Here is a 21,231-nt window from a genome sequence, read left to right as displayed (position 1 = left end):
ATGATAGAAATTTCTAATCTTTTTTTCAACTATCAAAACAAAGAAGTTTTAAAAATTAAAAATTTAAAACTTGATACTAGTAAAATTAGCATCTTAATGGGAACGAATGGAAGTGGAAAATCTACATTTTTAAGAATATTAAAATTTTTAGAAGGAGATTTTTCAAAAAATATTTCTTATTTTGGAAATTTTAAACTTAATAATAAACAAAAGCGTGAAATTTATTTGCTTTTTCCAGAGCCCATTTTGTTAAATCGTAGCGTAAGGGCAAATTTTTTATTTACTTTAAAAACTTATGGGATTAAAGAAAATATCGAAGAACGTATAAAAGAAAGTTTGATGTTTTTAAATTTAGATGAAAGTCTTTTAAGTAAATATCCTAATGAACTTTCATCAGGACAAAGTCAAAAAATAGCTTTTGCTATAGCTTTAAGCGTAAGAGCGAAGTATTATTTACTTGATGAACCGAGTGCTTTTTTGGATAAAAATACTACGCTTTTATTTAAAAAAGCTATTCTTAAAATGCATGAAAATTTCAATACAGGTTTTTTAATCGCAAGTCATGATAAACATTTTTTAGATTCTTTGGCGCAAAAAAAACTTTATTTACACAGTGGAGAAATTTTAGAATTTGAAAATACTAATGTTTTTGAACTAGAAAATCAAGGTGTGAAATTTTGTAATTTTATAGATTTTAGTAATTGTAAAAAATATAAAGATTTTAAAAAACCTCCAAGTAAAATTGCTATTGATCCTTATAAAATTTCTTTTTTTAATTCTAAAAATATCCCAAAAAATAATTATGAGTTTATTTTAGAAAAATGTTATATTATAGCACTTAGAAGCAGGAAAAGTGATGTTTTTATAAGGGTAAGTTGTATGGATAAAATTTTAGAATTTGCCTTAGAAAAACAAGAATTTTTAAAATTCGATTTAAAATTATACGAAGAACTCAGTCTTTATTTTTATGAAGATGCAATATGTTTCTTAAATTAACATACATTATAAAATTTAAATAAAATATTACAAATATTCCCATTTTTTATAAAATTTATCTTAATTATTTTTTAAATTTGTATTTAATACAAATAAACTCTTATATAATGTTTAAAAATAACCATAAAGGAGTTTTTATGCTTAATCAAAATAATCAAGAGCTTTTTAAGCCAAGTAAAGAATTTTCTCGTAATGCTCGTATAAAAAATTTATGTGAATACTATGATTTATGCGATGAAGCCAAGGAAGATTTTGAAGGTTTTTGGAAAAGACAAGCACTTGAGAAGATCGAGTGGTTTTCGCCTTTTTCAAGAGTGTTAAATGAGGATAAAGCTCCATTTTATAAATGGTTTGAAGGTGGAACTTTAAATGTAAGTTATCAATGTCTTGATCGTCATATGAAAACAAGACGCAATAAAGCTGCTTTGATTTTTGAAGGTGAAATGGGGGATTATGAAGTTTATACTTATAGAAGATTATTGCATGAAACTTGCAAGGCGGCCAATTTGCTTAAAAAATTCGGAGTAAAAAAAGGCGATAGGGTTGTAATTTATATGCCTATGATTCCAGAAACAGCTATAGTAATGTTAGCTTGTGCAAGGATTGGGGCTATTCATAGTGTGGTATTTGGAGGATTTTCTCCAGAAGCTTTGCGAGATAGGATTATAGATGCAGGAGCTAAACTTGTAGTAACAGCTGATGGTGCTTTTCGTCGTGGCAAACCTTATATGTTAAAACCTGCAGTAGATAAGGCTTTAAGTGAAGGGTGCGAAAGTGTAGAAAAAGTACTTATAGTTATACGCAATAATGAACCTATAGAATATATTAAAGGAAGGGATTATGTTTATAACGAACTTGTGAAAAATGAGTCTTATAAGTGTGAACCCGAAATCATGGATAGCGAGGATTTGTTGTTTTTGCTTTACACTTCAGGATCAACAGGTAAGCCAAAAGGAGTTATGCATGCAAGTGCAGGATATATACTTTGGGCACAAATGACTATGGAATGGGTTTTTGATATTAAAGATTATGATAATTATTGGTGTAGTGCTGATGTGGGTTGGATTACAGGACATACTTATGTAGTTTATGGGCCTTTAGCATGTGGAGCAACGACTATAATGCATGAAGGAACTCCTACTTATCCAAATTCTGGGCGTTGGTGGAGAATGATAGAAGAGTATCAAATAAGCAAATTCTACACTTCGCCAACTGCCATAAGAATGCTTCATGCTGATGCACCTGATGAGCCAAGAAAATATGATTTAAGTACGCTTGAAGTGCTTGGAACGGTTGGAGAGCCTATCAATCCTAGTGCTTGGAAGTGGTTTTATGATGAAATAGGGAGAACTAAAAGTCCTATAGTCGATACTTGGTGGCAAACAGAAACAGGTGGGCATATGATCACGCCTTTACCAGGTGCTACTCCTTTAAAACCAGGTTGTGCTACCTTGCCTTTGCCAGGAATTTTTGCAGAAGTTATTGATGAAGAAGGCAATAAAAAAGATGAAGGTGAAGATGGATTGCTTTGTATAACCAAACCTTGGCCTTCGATGATTCGTGGAATTTGGGGTAATGATGAACGCTATATAGAAAGTTATTTTTCTCAAGCTAGAAAAGATGGAAAAGCTGTATATTTTAGTGGCGATGGTGCTTTTTATGATAAAAATGGTTATATAACTATCACAGGAAGAACAGATGATGTGGTTAATGTTGCAGGACATCGTATAGGAACGGCTGAAATTGAAAGCGCTATTGCTAAACATCCAAGTGTAGCAGAATCAGCTGTAGTGAGTATTTTGGATGCGATTAAAGGCGAGTCATTGTTTGCTTTTGTGGTTTTAAGTCCTGCATCCAGTTGTGATCTTGGCGGAGCTATAGAAACTTTAAAAGAACTTAATGACATTTTAAGAGTAGAAATAGGACCTATAGCTAAAATAGAAAAAATTCTTTATACTCCAGGTTTGCCAAAAACTAGAAGTGGTAAAATAATGAGAAGAATTTTAAGAACTATAGCAAGAGGTGAAGAAATCAAACAGGATATTTCAACGCTCGAAGATTCTGGAGTAGTAGAAATCATTGTTAAATTAGCTAAGGCAGAGTTTGAATAACAAGGCAAAAAGAACTTTGCCTTGTTGCATAAAAATTCATAAAAATAAGCTATAATGATAAAAAAATAAAAGGAAATTTTTATGCTTCAAACTTGTATTTTCCCTGCGGCAGGTTATGGGACGAGATTTTTACCTGCAACAAAAACTTTACCTAAAGAGATGTTACCTATCTTAACTAAGCCTTTGATCCATTATGGGGTTGATGAAGCTTTGGAAGCAGGAATGGAAAATATGGGCTTTGTCACAGGGCGTGGAAAAAGAGCTTTGGAGGATTATTTTGATATTTCTTATGAACTTGAGCATCAAATTTCAGGTACAAAAAAAGAATACTTGCTTGATGAAATTCGCTCTTTGATCAATCGTTGCACCTTTACTTTTACAAGACAAAATCAGATGAAAGGCTTAGGTGATGCGGTTTTAAAAGGTAAACCTTTGGTTGGCGATGAAGCTTTTGGCGTAATTTTGGCTGATGATTTGTGTGTCAATGAAGAAGGCTTAAATGTTATGGCTCAAATGGTAAAAATTTATGAAAAATATCGCTGCACCATCATAGCTGTGATGGAAGTACCAAAAGAACAAGTTTCAAACTATGGAGTAATTTCTGGAAATTTTGTAGAAGAAAATCTTATCATGGTTAATTCTATGATAGAAAAACCAAGTCCTGATGAAGCTCCAAGTAATCTTGCTATCATAGGAAGATATATTTTAACTCCTGATATTTTTGGAATTTTAGAAAATACTAAAGCAGGAAAAAATGGCGAAATTCAACTTACCGACGCGCTTTTAACTCAAGCAACCAATGGTATGGTTTTAGCTTATAAATTTCAAGGGAAACGCTTTGATTGTGGAAGTGTAGAAGGCTTTGTAGAGGCGACAAATTATTTTTACGAGAAAAGTAAATGTTAAACAATACACTTTTTTTTAAACAAAGTGAAATTCACACTATAAGCTCTTATGCAAATCGTATTAATGATGAGGTAAAAAGTGGAGATATAGGGTATTATCATCTTATTGACACAAGCTTAAGCCTGATTGATGAGAGTTTGGCTTTTATCAAAGACAAAGAACACATAAAAAATATTGTTTTAGTGGGAATGGGAGGTTCAAGTTGTGGTGTAAAAGCCTTGCGTGATATGCTTTTTAATGAAAAAAGCAACCAAAGAGAGCTTTTTATACTCGATAACACAAGTTCACATTCTTTTAATAAGACTTTAGAAAAAATCAAGCTTGAAGAAAGTTTGTTTTTAATCATCAGTAAAACAGGTAGCACTATAGAAGTTGTATCGCTTTTTAAACTTCTTATTGAACATTTTAAACTCGATATGCAAGAATTAAAAAAATATTTTGTTTTTATTACCGATAAGGATTCAAAACTTCATCAAGAAGGTGAAAATTTAGGTATTAAATGCTTTTTTATCCCTGCAAATGTAGGAGGTCGTTTTAGCATACTTTCAGCTGTAGGTATAGTTCCACTTTGTTTTTGTGGCTATAATGCCAAAGCTCTTTTAGAAGGAGCTAAAGCTTGTTTTGAAGATTTTTTTACTCATAAAAAAGATGAAATTTTACAAAAAGCCTATCATTATTGCACACACAAAAATGCCAATATCAATGTACTTTTTTCATATAGCGATGCTTTTAAAGGCTTTAATGAATGGTATATCCAGCTTATTGCTGAAAGTTTAGGTAAAAAGCAAGGCTACAAACGCATAGGTTTAACTCCTATTGCACTCATTGGAGCAAGAGATCAGCATAGTTTTTTACAACTCATTATGGATGGACCTAAAAATAAAACTGTAACTTTTTTAAAAATCAAAGACGCTCAAAAAGCGCCTATTATCCCTGATATTCATTTTAAATTTTTAGATTCTTTAAGTAACAAAGTCAATCTTCACGAACTTTTAAACGCCCAATGTGATGCAACTATGCACGCTTTAATTGCTGAAAATTTAAGTGTCGATGTGATAGAACTTGAAAAACTTGACGCTTGGCATGCGGGATATTTGATGTATTATTATGAACTTTTTACTTCAACTTGTGGTATTATGCTAGGAATTAATACTTATGATCAACCTGGTGTAGAAGTTGGAAAATTAATCTTAAAAAATATATTGAATTCTTGATAAAAATTCATTAAAAAAGAGTATAATGATTTTAAGTTAAAATTATAATAAAAACTATTAATTAATAATAATTATTATTTAAGAATTTTATGTTATAATTTTAAAAATCAAAAAAAAGGAGTCAATCATGTCAGTTACAAAACAATTATTACAAATGCAAGCAGATGCTCATCATCTATGGGTTAAATTTCATAATTATCACTGGAATGTAAAAGGTTTGCAATTTTTTTCTATACACGAATACACAGAAAAAGCTTATGAAGAAATGGCAGAACTTTTTGATAGTTGTGCTGAAAGAGTTTTACAACTTGGTGAAAAAGCTATCACTTGCCAAAAAGTTTTAATGGAAAATGCAAAAAGTCCAAAAGTTGCAAAAGATTGCTTTACTCCGCTTGAAGTCATAGAACTGATCAAACAAGATTATGAATATCTTTTAGCAGAATTTAAAAAACTCAATGAAGCAGCAGAAAAAGAAAGTGATACCACAACAGCTGCTTTTGCGCAAGAAAATATCGCAAAATATGAAAAAAGTCTTTGGATGATAGGCGCTACTTTACAAGATACTTGCAAAATGTAATTTAAGGGGCTTTATGCCCCAATTATACAAACTAGGTTATAATATCCTTTTTTAAAGGATAAAATTGAAAGTACTTAATTTTTTTTATGAAAACCACCCTAAATTTGAAGTAAGTTATGAAAGAAAAAATCAAATTTCAAAACCAAATATTATCATAAAAGGCCCACGATTTTGTGGTAAAAAAACACTTATTTTTAATTTTTTATCTCAATTTAAAGCAAGTGAAATTTTGTTTTTAGATTTATATGATACACGCTTTGAAAAACAAAGTTTAGAAAGACTTGCTGATTTTCTGAATGAAAATTTACAAATTAAAATTCTTTGCCTTTATAATTTGGATTTTATCCCTAATTTAGAAAAAATTAAAATTCCCATCATCTTAAGTACAAATATAAAAGATTTAAATATAAATGGGTTTGAAGAGCTTGAACTCGATTATTTTGATTTTGAAGAATTTATTAGTGTAAGTAAGAAAAATTTACCTATAAATAATTTAGTAGGTCTTTTTTTGCAAAGTGGACGCAGTAAATTTGGAGAAAAAAACATACTTCTAAGACAAAGCTTCACTCTTTTAGAATTAGAAATTTTAAAGTATTTAGCTTTAAATTTGGGTCAGCAAATCAGTATTTCTAAGATATTTATAGAACTCAAAAAAAGATTAAAAACTTCAAAAGATAGTGTTTATCAAGCTATAAAAAAATTAGAAAATACTTATGTGATCTATACTTTAAAACATGATGAAAAAAAACTTCAAAAGATTTATTTTAAAGATTTTGGCCTAAGAAATAATCTTTGTATTTCAAAGGATTTTTCACATTTATTTGAAAATTTAGTTTTAAGCGAGCTGTTTAAATTTAAAGAAGAATTTTTTTATAACAAATACTTTAACTTTTATAGCCAAATATCTAAAATTGCTTATATTTCAAGTCCAACTTTAGATATTGATTTGATTAAACTACGTGCTAAGAAAATTTTACCAAAGGCTTTAGAACTTGGAATTTTTCATGTGATTTTTATCACTCTTTCAAGCGAGGATAGTTTTTTTGAACAAGGGGTTAAATTTGAAGTCATATCTTTTGATAAATTTTCACTTGGATTTTAGGTGTTGTTTGAGTTCGTATCGTATTTTTCAAGGTTGTATCGTTTGATGATTTTTGTAATAAGATTGATATAATATCCCTTGCGTTCAGAATAAGAATCTAAAGTTTTAATAGCCTCTAGCCCTGTTATCTCTTTACCTTCGCTTTTAAATTTAGATCTTGCATCGCGAAACTTTTCATAAGCAAAATGACGATTTAAATTTAAAACATAAGAGTCAACACTATCTTGCAGACTATCAAAAATCTTAATTTTGTGTTTTTTATCTGGATGTCTTAAATCAGGAATTAAACCTTTCTTACCCCAAGTCCATTCTCCAAAAAGATTGTTTGCTTCTCTTGCGAAGCGACTTGTACCTGTAGCACTTTCAACTAAAGCTTGGGCTATACCCATGGATTTTGGAATTTTTTGAATACGTTTTTTGTATTCTGTAAAATCATAAAGATTTTCAATGCGATATTTGTTTTTTATCATGATAAGTTTTTCAAGATTTGTTTGGTTTGAAGTCCTAAAGCCTGTTTTGTAAGCATCTTTAAAAAACGCTTCGATAAAAGCTTTTTCTTGCTCAATTTTTTTAAAGCTTTGATTAAACATTTCATTCATTTTTATAAAAAAAATTTGTCTTTTTTGATCTATATCAAGTTTATAATATTCCTCTCCAAATCCACTCTTTAGATCATCAGCAAAAAGTGGGATTAGAAAAAAACTAAGAAAAATTATAATTGGCTTCAAAACAATACTTTACCTTTCCTTCAAAAAACAATTCTTCATTTTTATATGCAAACCCCACCTCTTCACCACTTTTAGGAGTTATTTTAACTTTATTTTGTACTTTTTTATTTAAAAATGCCAGATAAAAACAAGCCCCCATTCCTGTGCCACAAGCTAAGGTTTCATCTTCAACTCCGCGTTCATAGGTGCGAACTTTTAAATAATTTTCATCTAAAATTTTTACAAAATTTACATTGGCATTATATTTTTGTCTCATTTTTTGACAAAGCATTGTATCAAATTCATCTAAATTTTGACAAAAATGCACTAGATGTGGAACTCCAGTGTCGCAAAGTTGCCAAGTTTTTCCTAATTCTTCAAAAGTATTTTGCACGCTTTTTATTTTGCCTAAAGACACTTCAACTCTATCTTGATTTACCTTTGCTTTTATTACTCCTGCACCGGTTAAAAAACTCATGTTAGGATTTATTTTGTTAATATGATGTGCAAAATGTGCCGCAGCCCTTGAGCCATTGCCACACATAGCAGCCCTTGAGCCATCGTTATTATAAAATTCCCATTCAAAGTCGTATTTTTCATGAGGCAATATCACGATAAAGCCATCCGCACCTATACCCTCATAACGATTACAAAGTTCTTTAGCTAAAGCACTTCTATCTTCTTTTCTATCAGCATTTGTTATGACAAAATCATTCCCACTTGCACAATATTTATAAAATTTCACATTTTTCCTTTAGAAATTTCTTGTATTACTTTAACACATTCTTGCCTAAAATCGGCATAAGAATTAGTATTTTTAATGATAAAATCTGCTTTTTTAAGTTTTTCTTCAATATCTATTTGAGAATCAAGTCTTGCTTTTGCAGCTTCTAAGCTGAGCTTATCTCTTTGCATGATTCTTTTAAGGCTTAATTCTTTAGGTGTGTAAATTACTATGACTTTGCCTAAATTTTCATAAGCACCGCTTTCAAAAAAAAGAGGAATTTCTACAAAAAAAGCTTTATTTTCCTTATCTAGAATTTGCATTTGTTCTAAAATTTTAGCTCGAATTTTAGGATGAGTGAAATTTTCTAAGATTTTTTTAGCTTCTTTATTATTAAAAACAATTTCTCCAAGGATTTTTCTATCGATTTTCTTTTCTTTTGTGAGTAAATTTTTTAAACTAAAGGGAGAAAAAATCTTTTCAAGTTCTAAAGCATTTTCATCTAAAATTTTATGAGTGATTTTATCTGCGCTAATGCTTTTAAAGCCTAAAGAATTCGCTATTTCTATAAAAGTGCTTTTACCACAAGCAATTGAAGCGGTTACAAAAAAAGCATTTTTCATCTTATGCCTTATTAAAACTTTTTTCGTTAAAATACCTTTTTACTTCTTAAAGGAAAATAAATGAAAATTTCATATGAAGATGCAGGCGTAAGTATAGATAATGGAAATGCCTTTGTAGAGGCTATAAAACCTTTGGTTAAAGAAACTTTTAATGATAATGTTGTAGGTGGAATTGGTTCTTTTGCTGGTGCTTTTAGAATGCCAAGTGGTTTTAAAAAGCCTGTGATTTTAGGTGCAACAGATGGGGTTGGTACTAAGCTTCGCTTGGCAATTGATGCTAAAAAATATGATGCTATAGGGCAAGATTTAGTAGCAATGTGTGTGAATGATTTGATTTGTAATTTTGCTACGCCTTTGTTTTTCCTAGATTATTATGCTACAGCCAAGCTCGAAGTAGAAGTAGCAAAGGCTGTTGTATCAGGTATTGCCAAGGGATGTAAGATGGCAAATTGTGCATTAATTGGCGGAGAAACTGCTGAAATGCCTGGAATGTATGCAAAAGATGATTTTGATCTTGCGGGTTTTGCAGTGGGTATGGCTGAAGAAGATGAGATTGATAGAAGTAAATTTGTTAAAAATGGTGATATTTTATTGGCACTTCCTAGTTCAGGACTTCATTCAAATGGTTATTCTTTAGCTAGAAAAGTACTTTTTGAAAGTTTAAAATTAAAATTTGATGACAAGATAGAGGGTAAAAATTTAATTGATATTTTGTTAGAACCTACAAGGATTTATGTACGTGATTTTCTTACACTAAAGCCTTATATCAGTGCTCTAGCACATATTACAGGGGGTGGTTTAGTAGAAAATTTACCACGCGTTTTACCTCGTGGTATGGGTGCAACTATACGCAAACATCATCTTAAAACTCCTGAAATTTTTTATACTATAGGACAGGCTGTAGAAGAAAGCGAAATGTATAGAAGCTTTAACATGGGAGTGGGTTTAGTAATGGTTGTAGATCCTTCTAATGTAAGTAAGGTTTTAGAAAATTCAGATGCCTTTATTATCGGCGAAATTTGCATTAATGAAGGTATTGTTTTAGAGTGAAAATAAAGCGTCAATACGCTTTATTTTTGTATTTTAAGTTCTATTTTTGTAGTGTTTTGTTCTTTTGGCAAAGGATTGGTTTGTGCTAGATAAAAGGCTACGAGTACATTTACAAGCATAGCGATAAGTAAAAGAGGAGTGGTTCGTTTTATAATATCCATTGGAGCTACTTTTGCAAATCCAGCTAAAGCTATGATTCCGCCTGCTATTGGTGAAGCTGCACGACCTAAACAAGATGCAATTTCTATAGGTAAAACTAGAGTAATAGGTGCAACGCCTAATTTTGTAGCTATATCAGGAGCTAGTTTGCCAAAAGCATTAAAAGCAGCAATTCCACTTCCCATAATCACTGTGGCAAAATAAACTAAAAAGCTTAAAATAGCTATACTCAAAAGAATTCCAAACCATGCAAAATTTCCTGTTCCAAGATTTGAAACCGCGTTAGCAAGGATATTAACTCCACCAAGTGCTTTAATGCCTTCAGCAAATACTCCAGCAGCGATGATTATGCTTACGACTGAGATAAAAATTTCAGCCATAGCTTTTAAAATCACCATTATATCTTCGCCTAATTTTCTAGCATTTCTGTGTCTTGCAAATTCAACAAGAAAAACTAAAGAAATGCTTACAAAATTTGCTGTTACAACATCAAGCTTGATAGTAAAAAAATACGCTGTAAATAAAAATACAACAGGTAACCAAGGAAAGAGTATGTAAAAAGTAGGGCATTTAGGATCAATGATTTGCGGAATTTCAACTTCATCATTTAAAACACCTTTTTCTTTATCTCTTTTATCAATCCAAGCAAAATAAAAAGGAATCAAGATGGCAATAGCTACAACATAGGCAATCACACTATAAATTTGGTAATTTAAAAAAAGCCCTACGACATTATCACTTTGTCCTACCATATCTGCCATATTGATTGAATTTCCATCTTTTGGACCATAATCAAGTGCAATTAAAGAAAGCACACATACAGCTGTAATAGGACGGATTTTAAGTGAGATTAAAACAGGATAAATACATGCTAACAAAAGCAAAAGCAATCCAGCATAGCTAGAAATGACGATTTTTAAAGCCATTCCAACAACAAAAGTTCCACTTAAAATCAAGTATTTATTTTTGATTTTTCCTAAGGGTTTATTTGCTAAAAAAGCAAGTTTTGCCGAAGCATTGATATGTTTCATATAGACAGCAAAACCTGCCACACTCATGATAATAAGCCCTACTCCAGAAAGCTGACTTTTAAAAGTCGCTGTGATAAAAGCATAGCTATCAAGTAAAACATTCAAAAAGCTTGTATGTTCTCTGCTTGGAGCTTTTGGTATAGGTGTTCCTGTGATATAAAAAGCAAAAATAAGCAAGATAATACCTGAAAGAAAAAATACAAAAATGGGATTGTATTTTTTGAGTATATAATAAGCAACAACAATTACCGCTAAAAGTGTAGAACATATCATAAAAATTGGCATGATTTCTCCTAAGGTTATTATTAGCTTTTATTTTATTTTAGCTAAAATTTAACTAATAAATATTTTTCATTTAAAATTTTACTTATTTTTTGCATTATAAAATTAATAATATGTATAGTTTGGTTACTGAAAGGTTTATGTTTGTATAAAAAATGATTTTTATATTATAATTATAAACAAATCATAAATATTAAAAAGGATCTAGTGTGGCAAGAATTTTGGCATTTGATATAGGAATAAGCTCTATTGGCTGGGCATTTAGCGAAAATGATGAGTTAAAAGATTGCGGAGTTAGGATTTTTACAAAGGCTGAAAATCCTAAAACAGGAGAATCCCTAGCCTTACCAAGACGCCTTGCAAGAAGTGCTAGAAAACGCCTTGCTAGACGCAAAGCAAGGCTAAATCACTTAAAACATTTAATCGCAAATGAATTTAAGTTAAATTACGAAGATTATCAAAGCTTTGATGAAAGTTTAGCTAAGGCTTATAAAGGCTCTTTAATTAGCCCTTATGAGTTAAGATTTAGAGCTTTAAACGAGCTTTTAAGTAAGCAAGATTTTGCAAGAGTGATTTTACATATTGCAAAAAGGCGTGGTTATGATAATATAAAAAATAGCGATAATGAAGAAAAGAGTGAAATTTTAAAAGCTATCAAGCAAAATGAAGAAAAACTAGTAAATTATCAAAGTGTGGGAGAGTATCTTTATAAAGAGTATTTTCAAAAATTCAAAGAAAATTCCAAAGAATTTATAAATGTTAGAAATAAAAAAGAAAGTTATGAACGCTGCATAGCGCAAAGTTTTTTAAAAGATGAATTAAAGCTTATTTTTAAAAAACAAAGAGAATTTGGCTTTTCTTTTTCAAAAAAATTTGAAGAAGAGGTGCTTAGTGTAGCATTTTATAAAAGGGCTTTAAAAGATTTTTCTCATTTGGTGGGAAATTGTAGTTTTTTTACCGATGAAAAAAGAGCGCCAAAAAATTCGCCTTTAGCTTTTATGTTTATAGCACTTACAAGAATTATCAATCTTTTAAACAATCTTAAAAATACTGAAGGAATTTTATATACAAAAGATGATTTAAACACGCTTTTGAATGAAGTTTTAAAAAACGGCACTCTAACTTATAAACAAACAAAAAAGCTTTTGGGTTTAAGTGATGATTATGAATTTAAAGGAGAAAAAGGAACTTATTTTATTGAGTTTAAAAAATATAAAGAATTTATAAAAGCCCTAGGTGATCATAGTTTAAGCCAAGATGATTTAAATGAAATAGCAAAAGATATTACCCTTATAAAAGATGAGATTAAGCTTAAAAAGGCTTTAGCAAAATACGATTTAAATCAAAATCAAATTGATAGTTTAAGCAAATTGGAATTTAAAGACCATTTAAATATAAGTTTTAAAGCCTTAAAACTTATCACTCCTTTAATGCTTGAAGGTAAAAAATACGATGAAGCTTGTAATGAGCTTAATTTAAAAGTAGTAATCAATGAAGATAAAAAAGATTTTTTACCCGCATTTAATGAAACTTATTATAAAGATGAGGTAACTAATCCTGTAGTTTTAAGGGCGATTAAAGAATACAGAAAGGTCTTAAATGCTTTACTTAAAAAATACGGCAAAGTGCATAAAATAAACATTGAATTAGCAAGAGAAGTAGGTAAAAATCACAGCCAAAGAGCTAAAATAGAAAAAGAGCAAAATGAAAACTACAAGGCCAAAAAAGACGCCGAGCTTGAGTGTGAAAAACTAGGCTTAAAAATAAATAATAAAAATATTTTAAAATTAAGATTATTTAAAGAACAAAAAGAATTTTGTGCTTATAGTGGAGAAAAGATTAAACTTAGCGATTTGCAAGATGAAAAAATGCTTGAAATTGACCATATTTACCCTTATTCTAGAAGTTTTGATGATTCTTATATGAATAAGGTTTTAGTTTTTACCAAGCAAAATCAAGAAAAGCTTAATAAAACCCCCTTTGAAGCCTTTGGCAATGATAGTACAAAATGGCAGAAAATTGAAGTTTTAGCAAAAAATTTGCCTACTAAAAAGCAAAAAAGAATTTTAGATAAAAACTATAAAGACAAAGAGCAAAAAGACTTTAAAGATAGAAATCTAAACGATACTCGCTACATCGCAAGGCTTGTTTTAAACTATACTAAAGATTATTTAGATTTTTTACCTTTAAGCGATGATGAAAATACAAAGTTAAATGACATACAAAAAGGCTCAAAAGTGCATGTAGAAGCAAAAAGCGGTATGCTAACATCGGCTTTAAGACACACTTGGGGCTTTAGCACTAAAGATAGAAATAATCATCTTCATCACGCCATCGATGCGGTAATTATAGCTTATGCAAACAACTCTATCGTAAAGGCTTTTTCAGATTTTAAAAAAGAGCAAGAAAGCAACAGTGCAGAACTTTATGCAAAAAAAATTAGTGAATTAGATTATAAAAACAAAAGGAAGTTTTTTGAGCCTTTTAGTGGTTTTAGGCAAAAGGTTTTAGATAAAATTGATGAAATTTTTGTCTCAAAACCTGAGAGAAAAAAGCCAAGCGGAGCCTTACACGAAGAAACATTTAGAAAAGAAGAAGAATTCTATCAATCATACGGCGGAAAAGAAGGAGTTTTAAAAGCCCTAGAGCTTGGTAAAATCCGCAAAGTAAATGGTAAAATTGTTAAAAATGGCGATATGTTTAGAGTGGATATTTTTAAACACAAAAAGACAAATAAATTTTATGCTGTGCCAATTTATACTATGGATTTTGCTTTAAAAGTATTACCAAATAAAGCCGTGGTGCAAGGTAAAGATAAAAAGTCAGGTCTTATAAAAGATTGGATTTTAATGGATGAAAATTATGAGTTTTGCTTTTCTTTATACAAAGATAGTTTGATTTTAATTCAAACTAAAGATATGCAAGAGCCAGAACTTGTTTATTTTAATGCTTTTACAAGCTCTACTGTTAGTTTGATTGTTTCAAAACACGATAATAAATTTGAAACGCTAAGCAAAAATCAAAAAATATTGTTTAAAAATGCAAATGAAAAAGAAGTAATCGCAAAAAGCATAGGAATTCAAAATCTAAAAGTATTTGAAAAATACATAGTTTCAGCACTTGGAGAAGTGACAAAGGCTGAGTTTAGACAAAGAGAAGATTTTAAAAAATGAGTTACGATGAAGTTTTTAAAACACTGCTTATTAGCTCTAATGCCAAGCTAAATTTAGAGCTAAATCATCTTGTGATTAAGCAAGATGAAAATATAGCCAAATTGTTTTTAAAAGATATAAATATCATCATTTTAGAAAGCTTACAAGCAAGCCTTAGTTCCGCACTTTTTAACGCTTTTGCAAAGCATAAAATCATCTTGCTAACCTGCGATGAAACTCATAGTATAAATGGTGTTTTTACTCCTTTTTTAGGGCATTTTCAAAGTGCAAAAATCGCAAAAGAACAAATAAATGTAAGTGCTCAAAAAAAGGCTATTTTATGGCAAAAAATCATTAAAAACAAAATCCTAAATCAAGCCTTTGTTTTGAAAAAACACAATAAAATAGAGCAAAGCAATGAGCTTATAAATTTGGCTAAAAAAGTAAGCTTAAATGATAGTAAAAATATCGAAGCTGTTGCGGCGGCGCTTTATTTTAAAACTTTGTTTGGTGTTTCTTTTTCAAGAGATGAGCTTTGCTTTGAAAATTCTGCTTTAAATTATGGCTATGCAATCATTAGGGCTTGTATTATTAGAGCAGTTTGTATAAGTGGGCTTTTGCCTTGGCTTGGCATAAAGCACGATAATATTTATAATTCTTTTGCGCTTTGCGATGATTTGATAGAAGTGTTTAGGGCTAGTGTTGATGATTGTGTTTTAAAGCTTAAGGGTGAAAGTGAGTTTTTAAGCAAAGATGACAAAAGAGCGTTGATTGGCAATTTGCAAAGCAAAATCAATTTTGATGGGCAAAATTATCCTTTAAACAGAGCGATAAATCATTATGTGGCAAATTTTAAAAATGCTTTATTGTATGAAGATGAGCTAAAGATAGTAAAATTTGATGATTGAAGATAAATTTATGCGTGTGCTTTTGATGTTTGATGTGCCAACTAAAAGTAAAAAAGAGCAAAAACTAGCAAGTAAATTTAGAAACAATCTTATAAAATTAGGTTATTTTATGTTGCAATTTAGCGTTTATATGCGTATTTGCAAGGGTTTAAGTTCTGCAAAAAGTTCTATTGAAAATGTAAAAAAGATTTTGCCACCTTATGGAAATGTAAGGGCTTTAATCATCACTGAAAAGCAGTTTGATAAAATGGAGCTTTTGCTTGGTGGCATAGTTTTTAACGAAAAAGTTAATAACGAAACCAATTTAACGCTTTTTGATATAGATAGTCATGGAGAATTTAAATATAAAAATTCAAATAACGAAGAAATTCAAATAAACAAAAAACAAGAAAAATATCATCAGCAAAATTTATTTGAATTTTAAAAGCGGTTTTAGGGGATTGTAACCCCGCAGAGTCCCGCAAACTCTTTATTTTAGTCCCTTTTTAAATTTCTTATGAGATTATAGCATAATTTTTGCTATTTTTCATGAAAAAACCCCGAAATTTTCATTATCTGGTAAATATCTATTTTACCATAAAGAAATTTAAAAAGGGACTAAAACCACCAAAAATAAGCATTTGAACTTCATCTAATTTTACCATAAAGAAATTTAAAAAGGGACTAAAACTACGCATAAATTTATTATTAAATTCAATTTATTTTACCATAAAGAAATTTAAAAAGGGACTAAAACCCTAATTTTAATGATAGGTCAGCATTATTGATTTTACCATAAAGAAATTTAAAAAGGGACTAAAACTAAAGTATTTTCAAATCGTGAAGGACTATGATTTTACCATAAAGAAATTTAAAAAGGGACTAAAAAACCCTAGTGGATTGAAACTCTGCTAGGGCTAATTACTTCACTAAAAGGAGGTTGTAAATTTGAAACTTATTGAAATTTAGGGTTGATTAAAATCGAAATAAAATTATTTAAATAATTTTAAGGCATAAAGATAATATCCACTAAACTTTCATTTTCTAAAATTTCACATTCTTTTGGTACCACCATAAGGGCAGCTTTATTGTTAAGATTGTTTATAATCGCACTAGAGCCTTCTTTCTTACCTTCAAGATTGGCTAAAATGCGTCCATTTTTAAATTCCACATTACAAGCGACAAATTCCAAATAAGGTGTTTTTTTCTTGTAACTTCCTTGTAAAAAGGCCTTGCAAATATAGTCTTTAGGTTGAAGTAACCAAGAGTTTAAAATCTCTCTTGCGTAAAGATTAAACATTACCATAGCCGAGTAAGGAAAACCTGGTAAGGCGATGATGAATTTTTCATTAGCCTTGGCTATTTTGATATGTCTACCTGGTTTTATGTCGGCTTTATCGATGATGATTTCATATTCTTTTACAGCTTTTTTTAAAAAGTCAAAATCCCCCATAGAAACCCCGCCTGTTGTAATCAAAATATCACAACTTTGCAAAGCGCTTTCAAGGGTAGAAAAAGTGGCTTTTTCATCATCTTTTAAAAGAGGAAAAACCCTTGTATCGCAATTTAAATTTTTAGCTAAATTAGCTATGGCGATATGATTTGAAGAGCGGATTTGAGCAGGATTTTCCAAGGCTTCTCCTAGATCTTTTATCTCACTTCCACTGCTTAAAACCCCTACAATAGGCTTTATAAACACACCAATGTGAAAAAATCCAAGTTCAGCTAAAAGAGCTATTTCGCTATAATTTAACCTTGTGCCTTTTTTGAGTAAAATTTCATCTTTTTTATAGTTTTCTCCTACCGCACGCACGGCAAAAGCTTGGGGAACTTTTTTTTCTATAAAAAGAGTATCATTTTCTACGCGTACATTTTCAACAGGGACTAAAGTATCGCTTCCTTCGCTCATGAGTGAGCCTGTAAAGGTTTTTACACAAGTACCATTTTGCACGCTAAATTGTGGCATAGTGCCTGCAGGTGTGAGGCCTAAAATTTTTAAAGGCTTATCTTGATCTTCAAATTTGATCGCATAACCATCCATAGCCGAAGTTGGAAATTCAGGCTGATTTTTAAGGGCTTTTATGTCTTGAGCTAAAATGCGTCCTAAACACTCTGTAAGAGCTATTTTTTCAATCTTTTCATAAGTTTTGATATGAGAGTGTAAAATTTTTAAACTTTCTTCATAAGACATTAACATTTTTTATCCTTTTAAAAGTCCTGCACCGCAAAGTTTGGTTGATCTTTCTTTGGCATAAATTCTTTCTTTGTTTATCACATCATACTTCCAAATGGGTGCGCTTGCTTTAAAATCTTCAACAAATTCATTAAGGAGTTTAAGTCCTAATTTTCTTTGTTTGCTTAAAATTCCTGCAAAATAAGAGCTTTCATGAACCGCCACATCGCCTATAGAGTGAGCAAAAAGCAAGCTAATACCATCAAAATCTACTCTTTTTTGCCACTCATCAAACCATTTTTTTAAAAGCGGTTCATAAATATCAAAACTAAGTGCCTCAATGCCTCCTTCTTCACGCACAATACCACAAAAAGTCAGCAAAGCACCGCAGTTTTTATTCTTGGCAAATTCATACCATTGGCTATAAATTTTAGGAATATCTAAAGAACCTTGATAGAGTGTAAAATGTTTCATTTAACCCCCACAAACTGGCGGTAAAAGTGCTATTTTATCACCATCTTTTAACTTAGTGTTTTCATCAAAAATGATTTCATCGTTTAAAGATACGGCACAAAGTTCTAGCCATTCTTTTAAACTCTCATCTTTTTGCAAAATTTCTTTTAATTCTTTTAAATTTTTTACTTCAAGTTCTAAATTTTCTTTATTTATAGGGCCTAAAAATTCCACTTTTACCATTTTATTCCTTTACTTCTAAATTTCCCATCATTCCTAAATCTTCATGTTCTAAAATATGGCAATGATACATTCTAAGTCCTTTAAAATCTTGTTTCATTCTAAGTCTTAACTCTTCATTAGGACGCACATTTATAGTATCTCTTAAGGCTCTAAATTCGGCTTTTTGAACTTTGCCATTGAGTTTTGATGAGATGAGTTCAAATTGCGTGCCGTGTATGTGGAAAGGATGATCCATGTGAGATTTATTTATCACTATCCAGTCTTCAACTACTCCAAGCTTGGAGCTTAAATCAATGCGTTTTAAATCATAGCTTTTACCATTGATTAAAAACATAGACGCAAGAGCGATTTTTAATTCGCTTTCACTTTTTCCCATCATACCATGCATTTGCATATGATCTTCACTCATGATTATTTCTTTAAATTCCTTAGGCTCTTCTAAAGGTTTGAAAATTTTTAAATTTTTTGGAAGTTCTAAATTTTCTTTTTTTAGGCTAATATTGGCTAGAAATAGGGTATTAGGTTCTTCTTTTACCATCATTTTATCCCTATCATAATAAGCACTTTCTAGCTTAAATTCTCCATCTTTTGGAGCATCGATTAAAACTTCTACGCGAGAAGCAGGACTTAAGAAAAGTTCCTCTTTGTAAATAGCTTTTTCTATAAGTCCACCATCAGCACCAACAAGTATAAACTTAGCTCCTTGTATGCGTAAATTTAAATATCTTGCCGCAGTAGCATTATAAATGCGTATGCGTTCGTTTGTGGCGAGTTTGATTTTAGGTTTAAATTGTCCATTGATGAGTACAAATTCTCCTTCTCTACCATTTAGCCAATCATTTAGGTTGTTGTTTGGAATTTGAGCGTTTTCATCAAGACGCAAATCGCTAATCATCAAATCTTTTTCTTTTAAATGACTTAAAGCATCTTTTTTTGCTTTGATCACAAAAGCCCCTGCTAAACCCATAAAAACTTGTTTAGAAGTGGTATAATGAGGGTGTGGATGATACCAGTAAGTTCCTGCGCTATCTTGAGGAATTTCAAAACGATATATTCTTTCTTCTCCTGCTAAGATAGGATCATGTGGGCTTCCATCTTGATCAGGTGGCACAGGAACGCCATGCCAATGTATAGTTGTAGCTTCTTTGAGTTTATTTTTGACTAAAATTTCAAGTTTATCTCCTTCAAAAACTTCTATTTTTGGAGCAGGTACTAGACCATTGTAAGTATAAAATAAGGTTTTTTTACTTTTGATAAGCTCTATATAATTTTCTTTGATTTCTAGGGTAGCACGAAAAATATTTTTTTCTTTACTTTCATTTTTGAGTAAAGGCAAGGCTTTTAAAATTTCTCCTTGGGGGAATTGTTTTGGATCTAAAAGCTTTAAATTTTTTGGAGCAAAGTTTATAAAAGAAGTATCTAAGTCATGATTTATAGAATGATTTTTATGCATGGAGTGCATATCGTGCATAGGATTTGCATAGGCTACACCCATACTTGCTAGAGTAAGTGCATTAAATTTTAAAAAATTTCTTCTATTCATTAGTTTTTCCTTTTGCTTGATTTTTTGTATTATAGTCATTATTTTTTTAGTTTTAGTAAATATTTATTTTGAAAATTTGGTTTAATTTTGTTATGATTTTAGCAATTTAATCAAGGAAAAATAATGTTTTATGAAAATATTCAAACCCCAGCTTATATTTTAGAAGAAGATAAATTAAGAAAAAATTGCGAGCTTTTAGCAAGTGTTGGCGAAAAAAGTGGTGCTAAAGTGCTTTTAGCTTTAAAAGGTTTTGCTTTTTCAGGAGCGATGAAAATTGTCGGAGAATATCTAAAAGGTTGTACTTGTAGCGGACTTTGGGAAGCAAAATTTGCTAAAGAATACATGGATAAAGAAATTCATACTTATTCTCCTGCTTTTAAAGAAGATGAAATAGGTGAAATAGCCAGTTTATCTCATCATATAGTGTTTAACTCTTTAGCTCAATTTCATAAATTTCAAAGCAAAACACAAAAAAATTCCTTAGGCCTTCGTTGTAATATTGAATTTTCTCTAGCTCCAAAAGAACTTTACAATCCTTGTGGAAGATACTCAAGACTTGGAATTCGTGCTAAAGATTTTGAAAATGTGGATTTAAATGCTATAGAAGGACTTCATTTTCACGCACTTTGCGAAGAAAGTGCTGATGCTTTAGAAGCTGTTTTAAAGGTTTTTGAAGAGAAATTTGGCAAATGGATAGGGCAAATGAAATGGGTGAATTTTGGAGGAGGACATCACATCACTAAAAAAGGCTATGATGTTGAAAAACTTATTGCTTTGTGTAAAAATTTCAGTGATAAATATAGCGTGCAAGTTTATCTTGAACCAGGTGAAGCGGTAGGTTGGCAAACAGGAAATTTAGTGGCTAGTGTAGTAGATATCATAGAAAATGAAAAGCAAATTGCTATTTTAGACACTTCAAGCGAAGCGCATATGCCAGATACTATCATCATGCCTTATACAAGTGAAGTTTTAAATGCTAGAATTTTAGCCACAAGAGAAAATGAAAAAATTTCAGACTTAAAAGAAAACGAATTTGCTTATTTGCTTACTGGAAATACTTGTTTAGCAGGTGATGTAATGGGAGAATATGCCTTTGATAAAAAGCTTAAAATCGGCGATAAAATTGTTTTTTTAGATCAAATTCATTACACCATTGTGAAAAACACAACTTTTAATGGTATAAGACTTCCAAATCTTATGCTTTTAGACCATAAAAATGAACTTCAAATGATAAGAGAATTTTCTTATAAGGATTATTCTTTAAGAAATTAGTATTATTTATAATTTGCATAAAATGT

Annotated in this window: 19 protein-coding genes and 1 CRISPR repeat array; of the genes, 11 read left to right on the top strand and 8 right to left on the bottom strand. The window is 30.5% G+C overall.

Annotation, left to right across the window (positions count from 1 at the left end):
* The 6 genes from tupC (at position 1) to ELQ05_RS05905 (ending at position 6,906) form a co-directional block, all read left to right on the top strand.
* Positions 1 to 996, top strand: a complete 996-nt coding sequence (tupC, locus tag ELQ05_RS05930) for a tungstate ABC transporter ATP-binding protein TupC (RefSeq protein WP_134240012.1) — start codon at positions 1 to 3, stop codon at positions 994 to 996.
* Positions 997 to 1,133: 137 nt separating this feature from the next.
* On the top strand, positions 1,134 to 3,107 hold the full coding sequence (gene acs, locus ELQ05_RS05925; RefSeq protein WP_002877298.1) for an acetate--CoA ligase: 1,974 nt from the start codon (positions 1,134 to 1,136) through the stop codon (positions 3,105 to 3,107).
* An 81-nt stretch (positions 3,108 to 3,188) separates the two neighbouring features.
* Positions 3,189 to 4,013: a UTP--glucose-1-phosphate uridylyltransferase GalU gene (gene galU, locus ELQ05_RS05920; RefSeq protein ID WP_002871129.1), complete on the top strand. Its 825-nt coding sequence runs from the start codon at positions 3,189 to 3,191 to the stop codon at positions 4,011 to 4,013.
* Entirely contained in the window at positions 4,007 to 5,227 is a 1,221-nt protein-coding gene (locus ELQ05_RS05915; protein WP_052799596.1) for a glucose-6-phosphate isomerase, read from the top strand. Before galU ends, ELQ05_RS05915 begins: the two co-directional genes overlap by 7 nt.
* A gap of 127 nt (positions 5,228 to 5,354) precedes the next feature.
* Positions 5,355 to 5,804 carry a DNA starvation/stationary phase protection protein gene (locus ELQ05_RS05910; RefSeq protein WP_057042713.1) on the top strand — a complete coding sequence of 150 codons (450 nt, stop codon included), beginning with the start codon at positions 5,355 to 5,357 and terminating at the stop codon, positions 5,802 to 5,804.
* Positions 5,805 to 5,868: 64 nt separating this feature from the next.
* Positions 5,869 to 6,906 (top strand): DUF4143 domain-containing protein, encoded by a 1,038-nt coding sequence (locus ELQ05_RS05905; RefSeq protein ID WP_002892926.1) that lies wholly within the window; start codon positions 5,869 to 5,871, stop codon positions 6,904 to 6,906.
* Here ELQ05_RS05905 and ELQ05_RS05900 read toward each other — a convergent pair.
* The 3 genes from ELQ05_RS05900 to coaE are packed head-to-tail and all read right to left on the bottom strand — an operon-like array spanning position 6,903 to position 8,960.
* A complete protein-coding gene (locus ELQ05_RS05900; RefSeq protein WP_057042712.1) occupies positions 6,903 to 7,634 on the bottom strand; it encodes a glucosaminidase domain-containing protein in 732 nt (243 codons plus the stop codon). The genes ELQ05_RS05905 and ELQ05_RS05900 overlap by 4 nt on opposite strands.
* Entirely contained in the window at positions 7,609 to 8,358 is a 750-nt protein-coding gene (dapF, locus tag ELQ05_RS05895; protein WP_057042711.1) for a diaminopimelate epimerase, read from the bottom strand. Before dapF ends, ELQ05_RS05900 begins: the two co-directional genes overlap by 26 nt.
* A complete protein-coding gene (gene coaE / locus ELQ05_RS05890) occupies positions 8,355 to 8,960 on the bottom strand; it encodes a dephospho-CoA kinase (RefSeq protein ID WP_057042710.1) in 606 nt (201 codons plus the stop codon). Before coaE ends, dapF begins: the two co-directional genes overlap by 4 nt.
* Before the next feature lie 60 nt (positions 8,961 to 9,020).
* Between coaE and purM the strand changes: the two genes are divergently transcribed.
* Positions 9,021 to 10,010, top strand: coding sequence for a phosphoribosylformylglycinamidine cyclo-ligase (gene purM, locus ELQ05_RS05885; RefSeq protein ID WP_057042709.1), 990 nt, complete (start codon positions 9,021 to 9,023; stop codon positions 10,008 to 10,010).
* Positions 10,011 to 10,030: 20 nt separating this feature from the next.
* Here purM and dcuC read toward each other — a convergent pair whose 3' ends face one another.
* Positions 10,031 to 11,485 (bottom strand): C4-dicarboxylate transporter DcuC, encoded by a 1,455-nt coding sequence (dcuC, locus tag ELQ05_RS05880; RefSeq protein ID WP_134240011.1) that lies wholly within the window; start codon positions 11,483 to 11,485, stop codon positions 10,031 to 10,033.
* Positions 11,486 to 11,691: 206 nt separating this feature from the next.
* On the opposite strand from dcuC, the gene cas9 reads away from it, so the two are divergent.
* The 3 genes from cas9 to cas2 are packed head-to-tail and all read left to right on the top strand — an operon-like array spanning position 11,692 to position 15,966.
* On the top strand, positions 11,692 to 14,655 hold the full coding sequence (cas9, locus tag ELQ05_RS05875; protein ID WP_134240010.1) for a type II CRISPR RNA-guided endonuclease Cas9: 2,964 nt from the start codon (positions 11,692 to 11,694) through the stop codon (positions 14,653 to 14,655).
* Positions 14,652 to 15,542 (top strand): type II CRISPR-associated endonuclease Cas1, encoded by an 891-nt coding sequence (gene cas1, locus ELQ05_RS05870; RefSeq protein WP_134240009.1) that lies wholly within the window; start codon positions 14,652 to 14,654, stop codon positions 15,540 to 15,542. Before cas9 ends, cas1 begins: the two co-directional genes overlap by 4 nt.
* Positions 15,535 to 15,966 (top strand): CRISPR-associated endonuclease Cas2, encoded by a 432-nt coding sequence (gene cas2 / locus ELQ05_RS05865; RefSeq protein WP_002797817.1) that lies wholly within the window; start codon positions 15,535 to 15,537, stop codon positions 15,964 to 15,966. The genes cas1 and cas2 overlap by 8 nt, the downstream gene beginning before the upstream one ends.
* Before the next feature lie 144 nt (positions 15,967 to 16,110).
* Positions 16,111 to 16,410: a CRISPR direct-repeat array (repeat unit 36 nt; unit sequence ATTTTACCATAAAGAAATTTAAAAAGGGACTAAAAC).
* Between the two features lie 117 nt (positions 16,411 to 16,527).
* Here cas2 and ELQ05_RS05860 read toward each other — a convergent pair.
* Genes ELQ05_RS05860 through cueO form a run of 4 tightly spaced genes read right to left on the bottom strand, consistent with a single transcriptional unit; the run spans position 16,528 to position 19,933 of the window.
* Positions 16,528 to 17,718 (bottom strand): molybdopterin molybdotransferase MoeA, encoded by a 1,191-nt coding sequence (locus ELQ05_RS05860; RefSeq protein ID WP_070241101.1) that lies wholly within the window; start codon positions 17,716 to 17,718, stop codon positions 16,528 to 16,530.
* A 3-nt stretch (positions 17,719 to 17,721) separates the two neighbouring features.
* Entirely contained in the window at positions 17,722 to 18,168 is a 447-nt protein-coding gene (locus ELQ05_RS05855) for a molybdenum cofactor biosynthesis protein MoaE (protein WP_002932396.1), read from the bottom strand.
* A complete protein-coding gene (locus ELQ05_RS05850) occupies positions 18,169 to 18,390 on the bottom strand; it encodes a MoaD/ThiS family protein (RefSeq protein ID WP_002779488.1) in 222 nt (73 codons plus the stop codon).
* 1 nt (position 18,391) lies between these two features.
* Positions 18,392 to 19,933, bottom strand: coding sequence for a multicopper oxidase CueO (gene cueO / locus ELQ05_RS05845; RefSeq protein WP_134240008.1), 1,542 nt, complete (start codon positions 19,931 to 19,933; stop codon positions 18,392 to 18,394).
* Between the two features lie 123 nt (positions 19,934 to 20,056).
* Between cueO and nspC the strand changes: the two genes are divergently transcribed.
* The gene (gene nspC, locus ELQ05_RS05840) at positions 20,057 to 21,205 is read left to right on the top strand and encodes a carboxynorspermidine decarboxylase (protein WP_070300854.1); all 1,149 of its coding nucleotides are present in this window, start codon (positions 20,057 to 20,059) and stop codon (positions 21,203 to 21,205) included.
* Positions 21,206 to 21,231: the final 26 nt, after the last annotated feature.

The sequence above is a fragment of the Campylobacter sp. US53 genome, from assembly GCF_004378995.1.
GTDB lineage: Bacteria > Campylobacterota > Campylobacteria > Campylobacterales > Campylobacteraceae > Campylobacter_D > Campylobacter_D jejuni.
The sequence above is the reverse complement of the archived record's forward strand: the minus strand, read 5'-3'. Positions and strand labels throughout refer to the sequence as shown.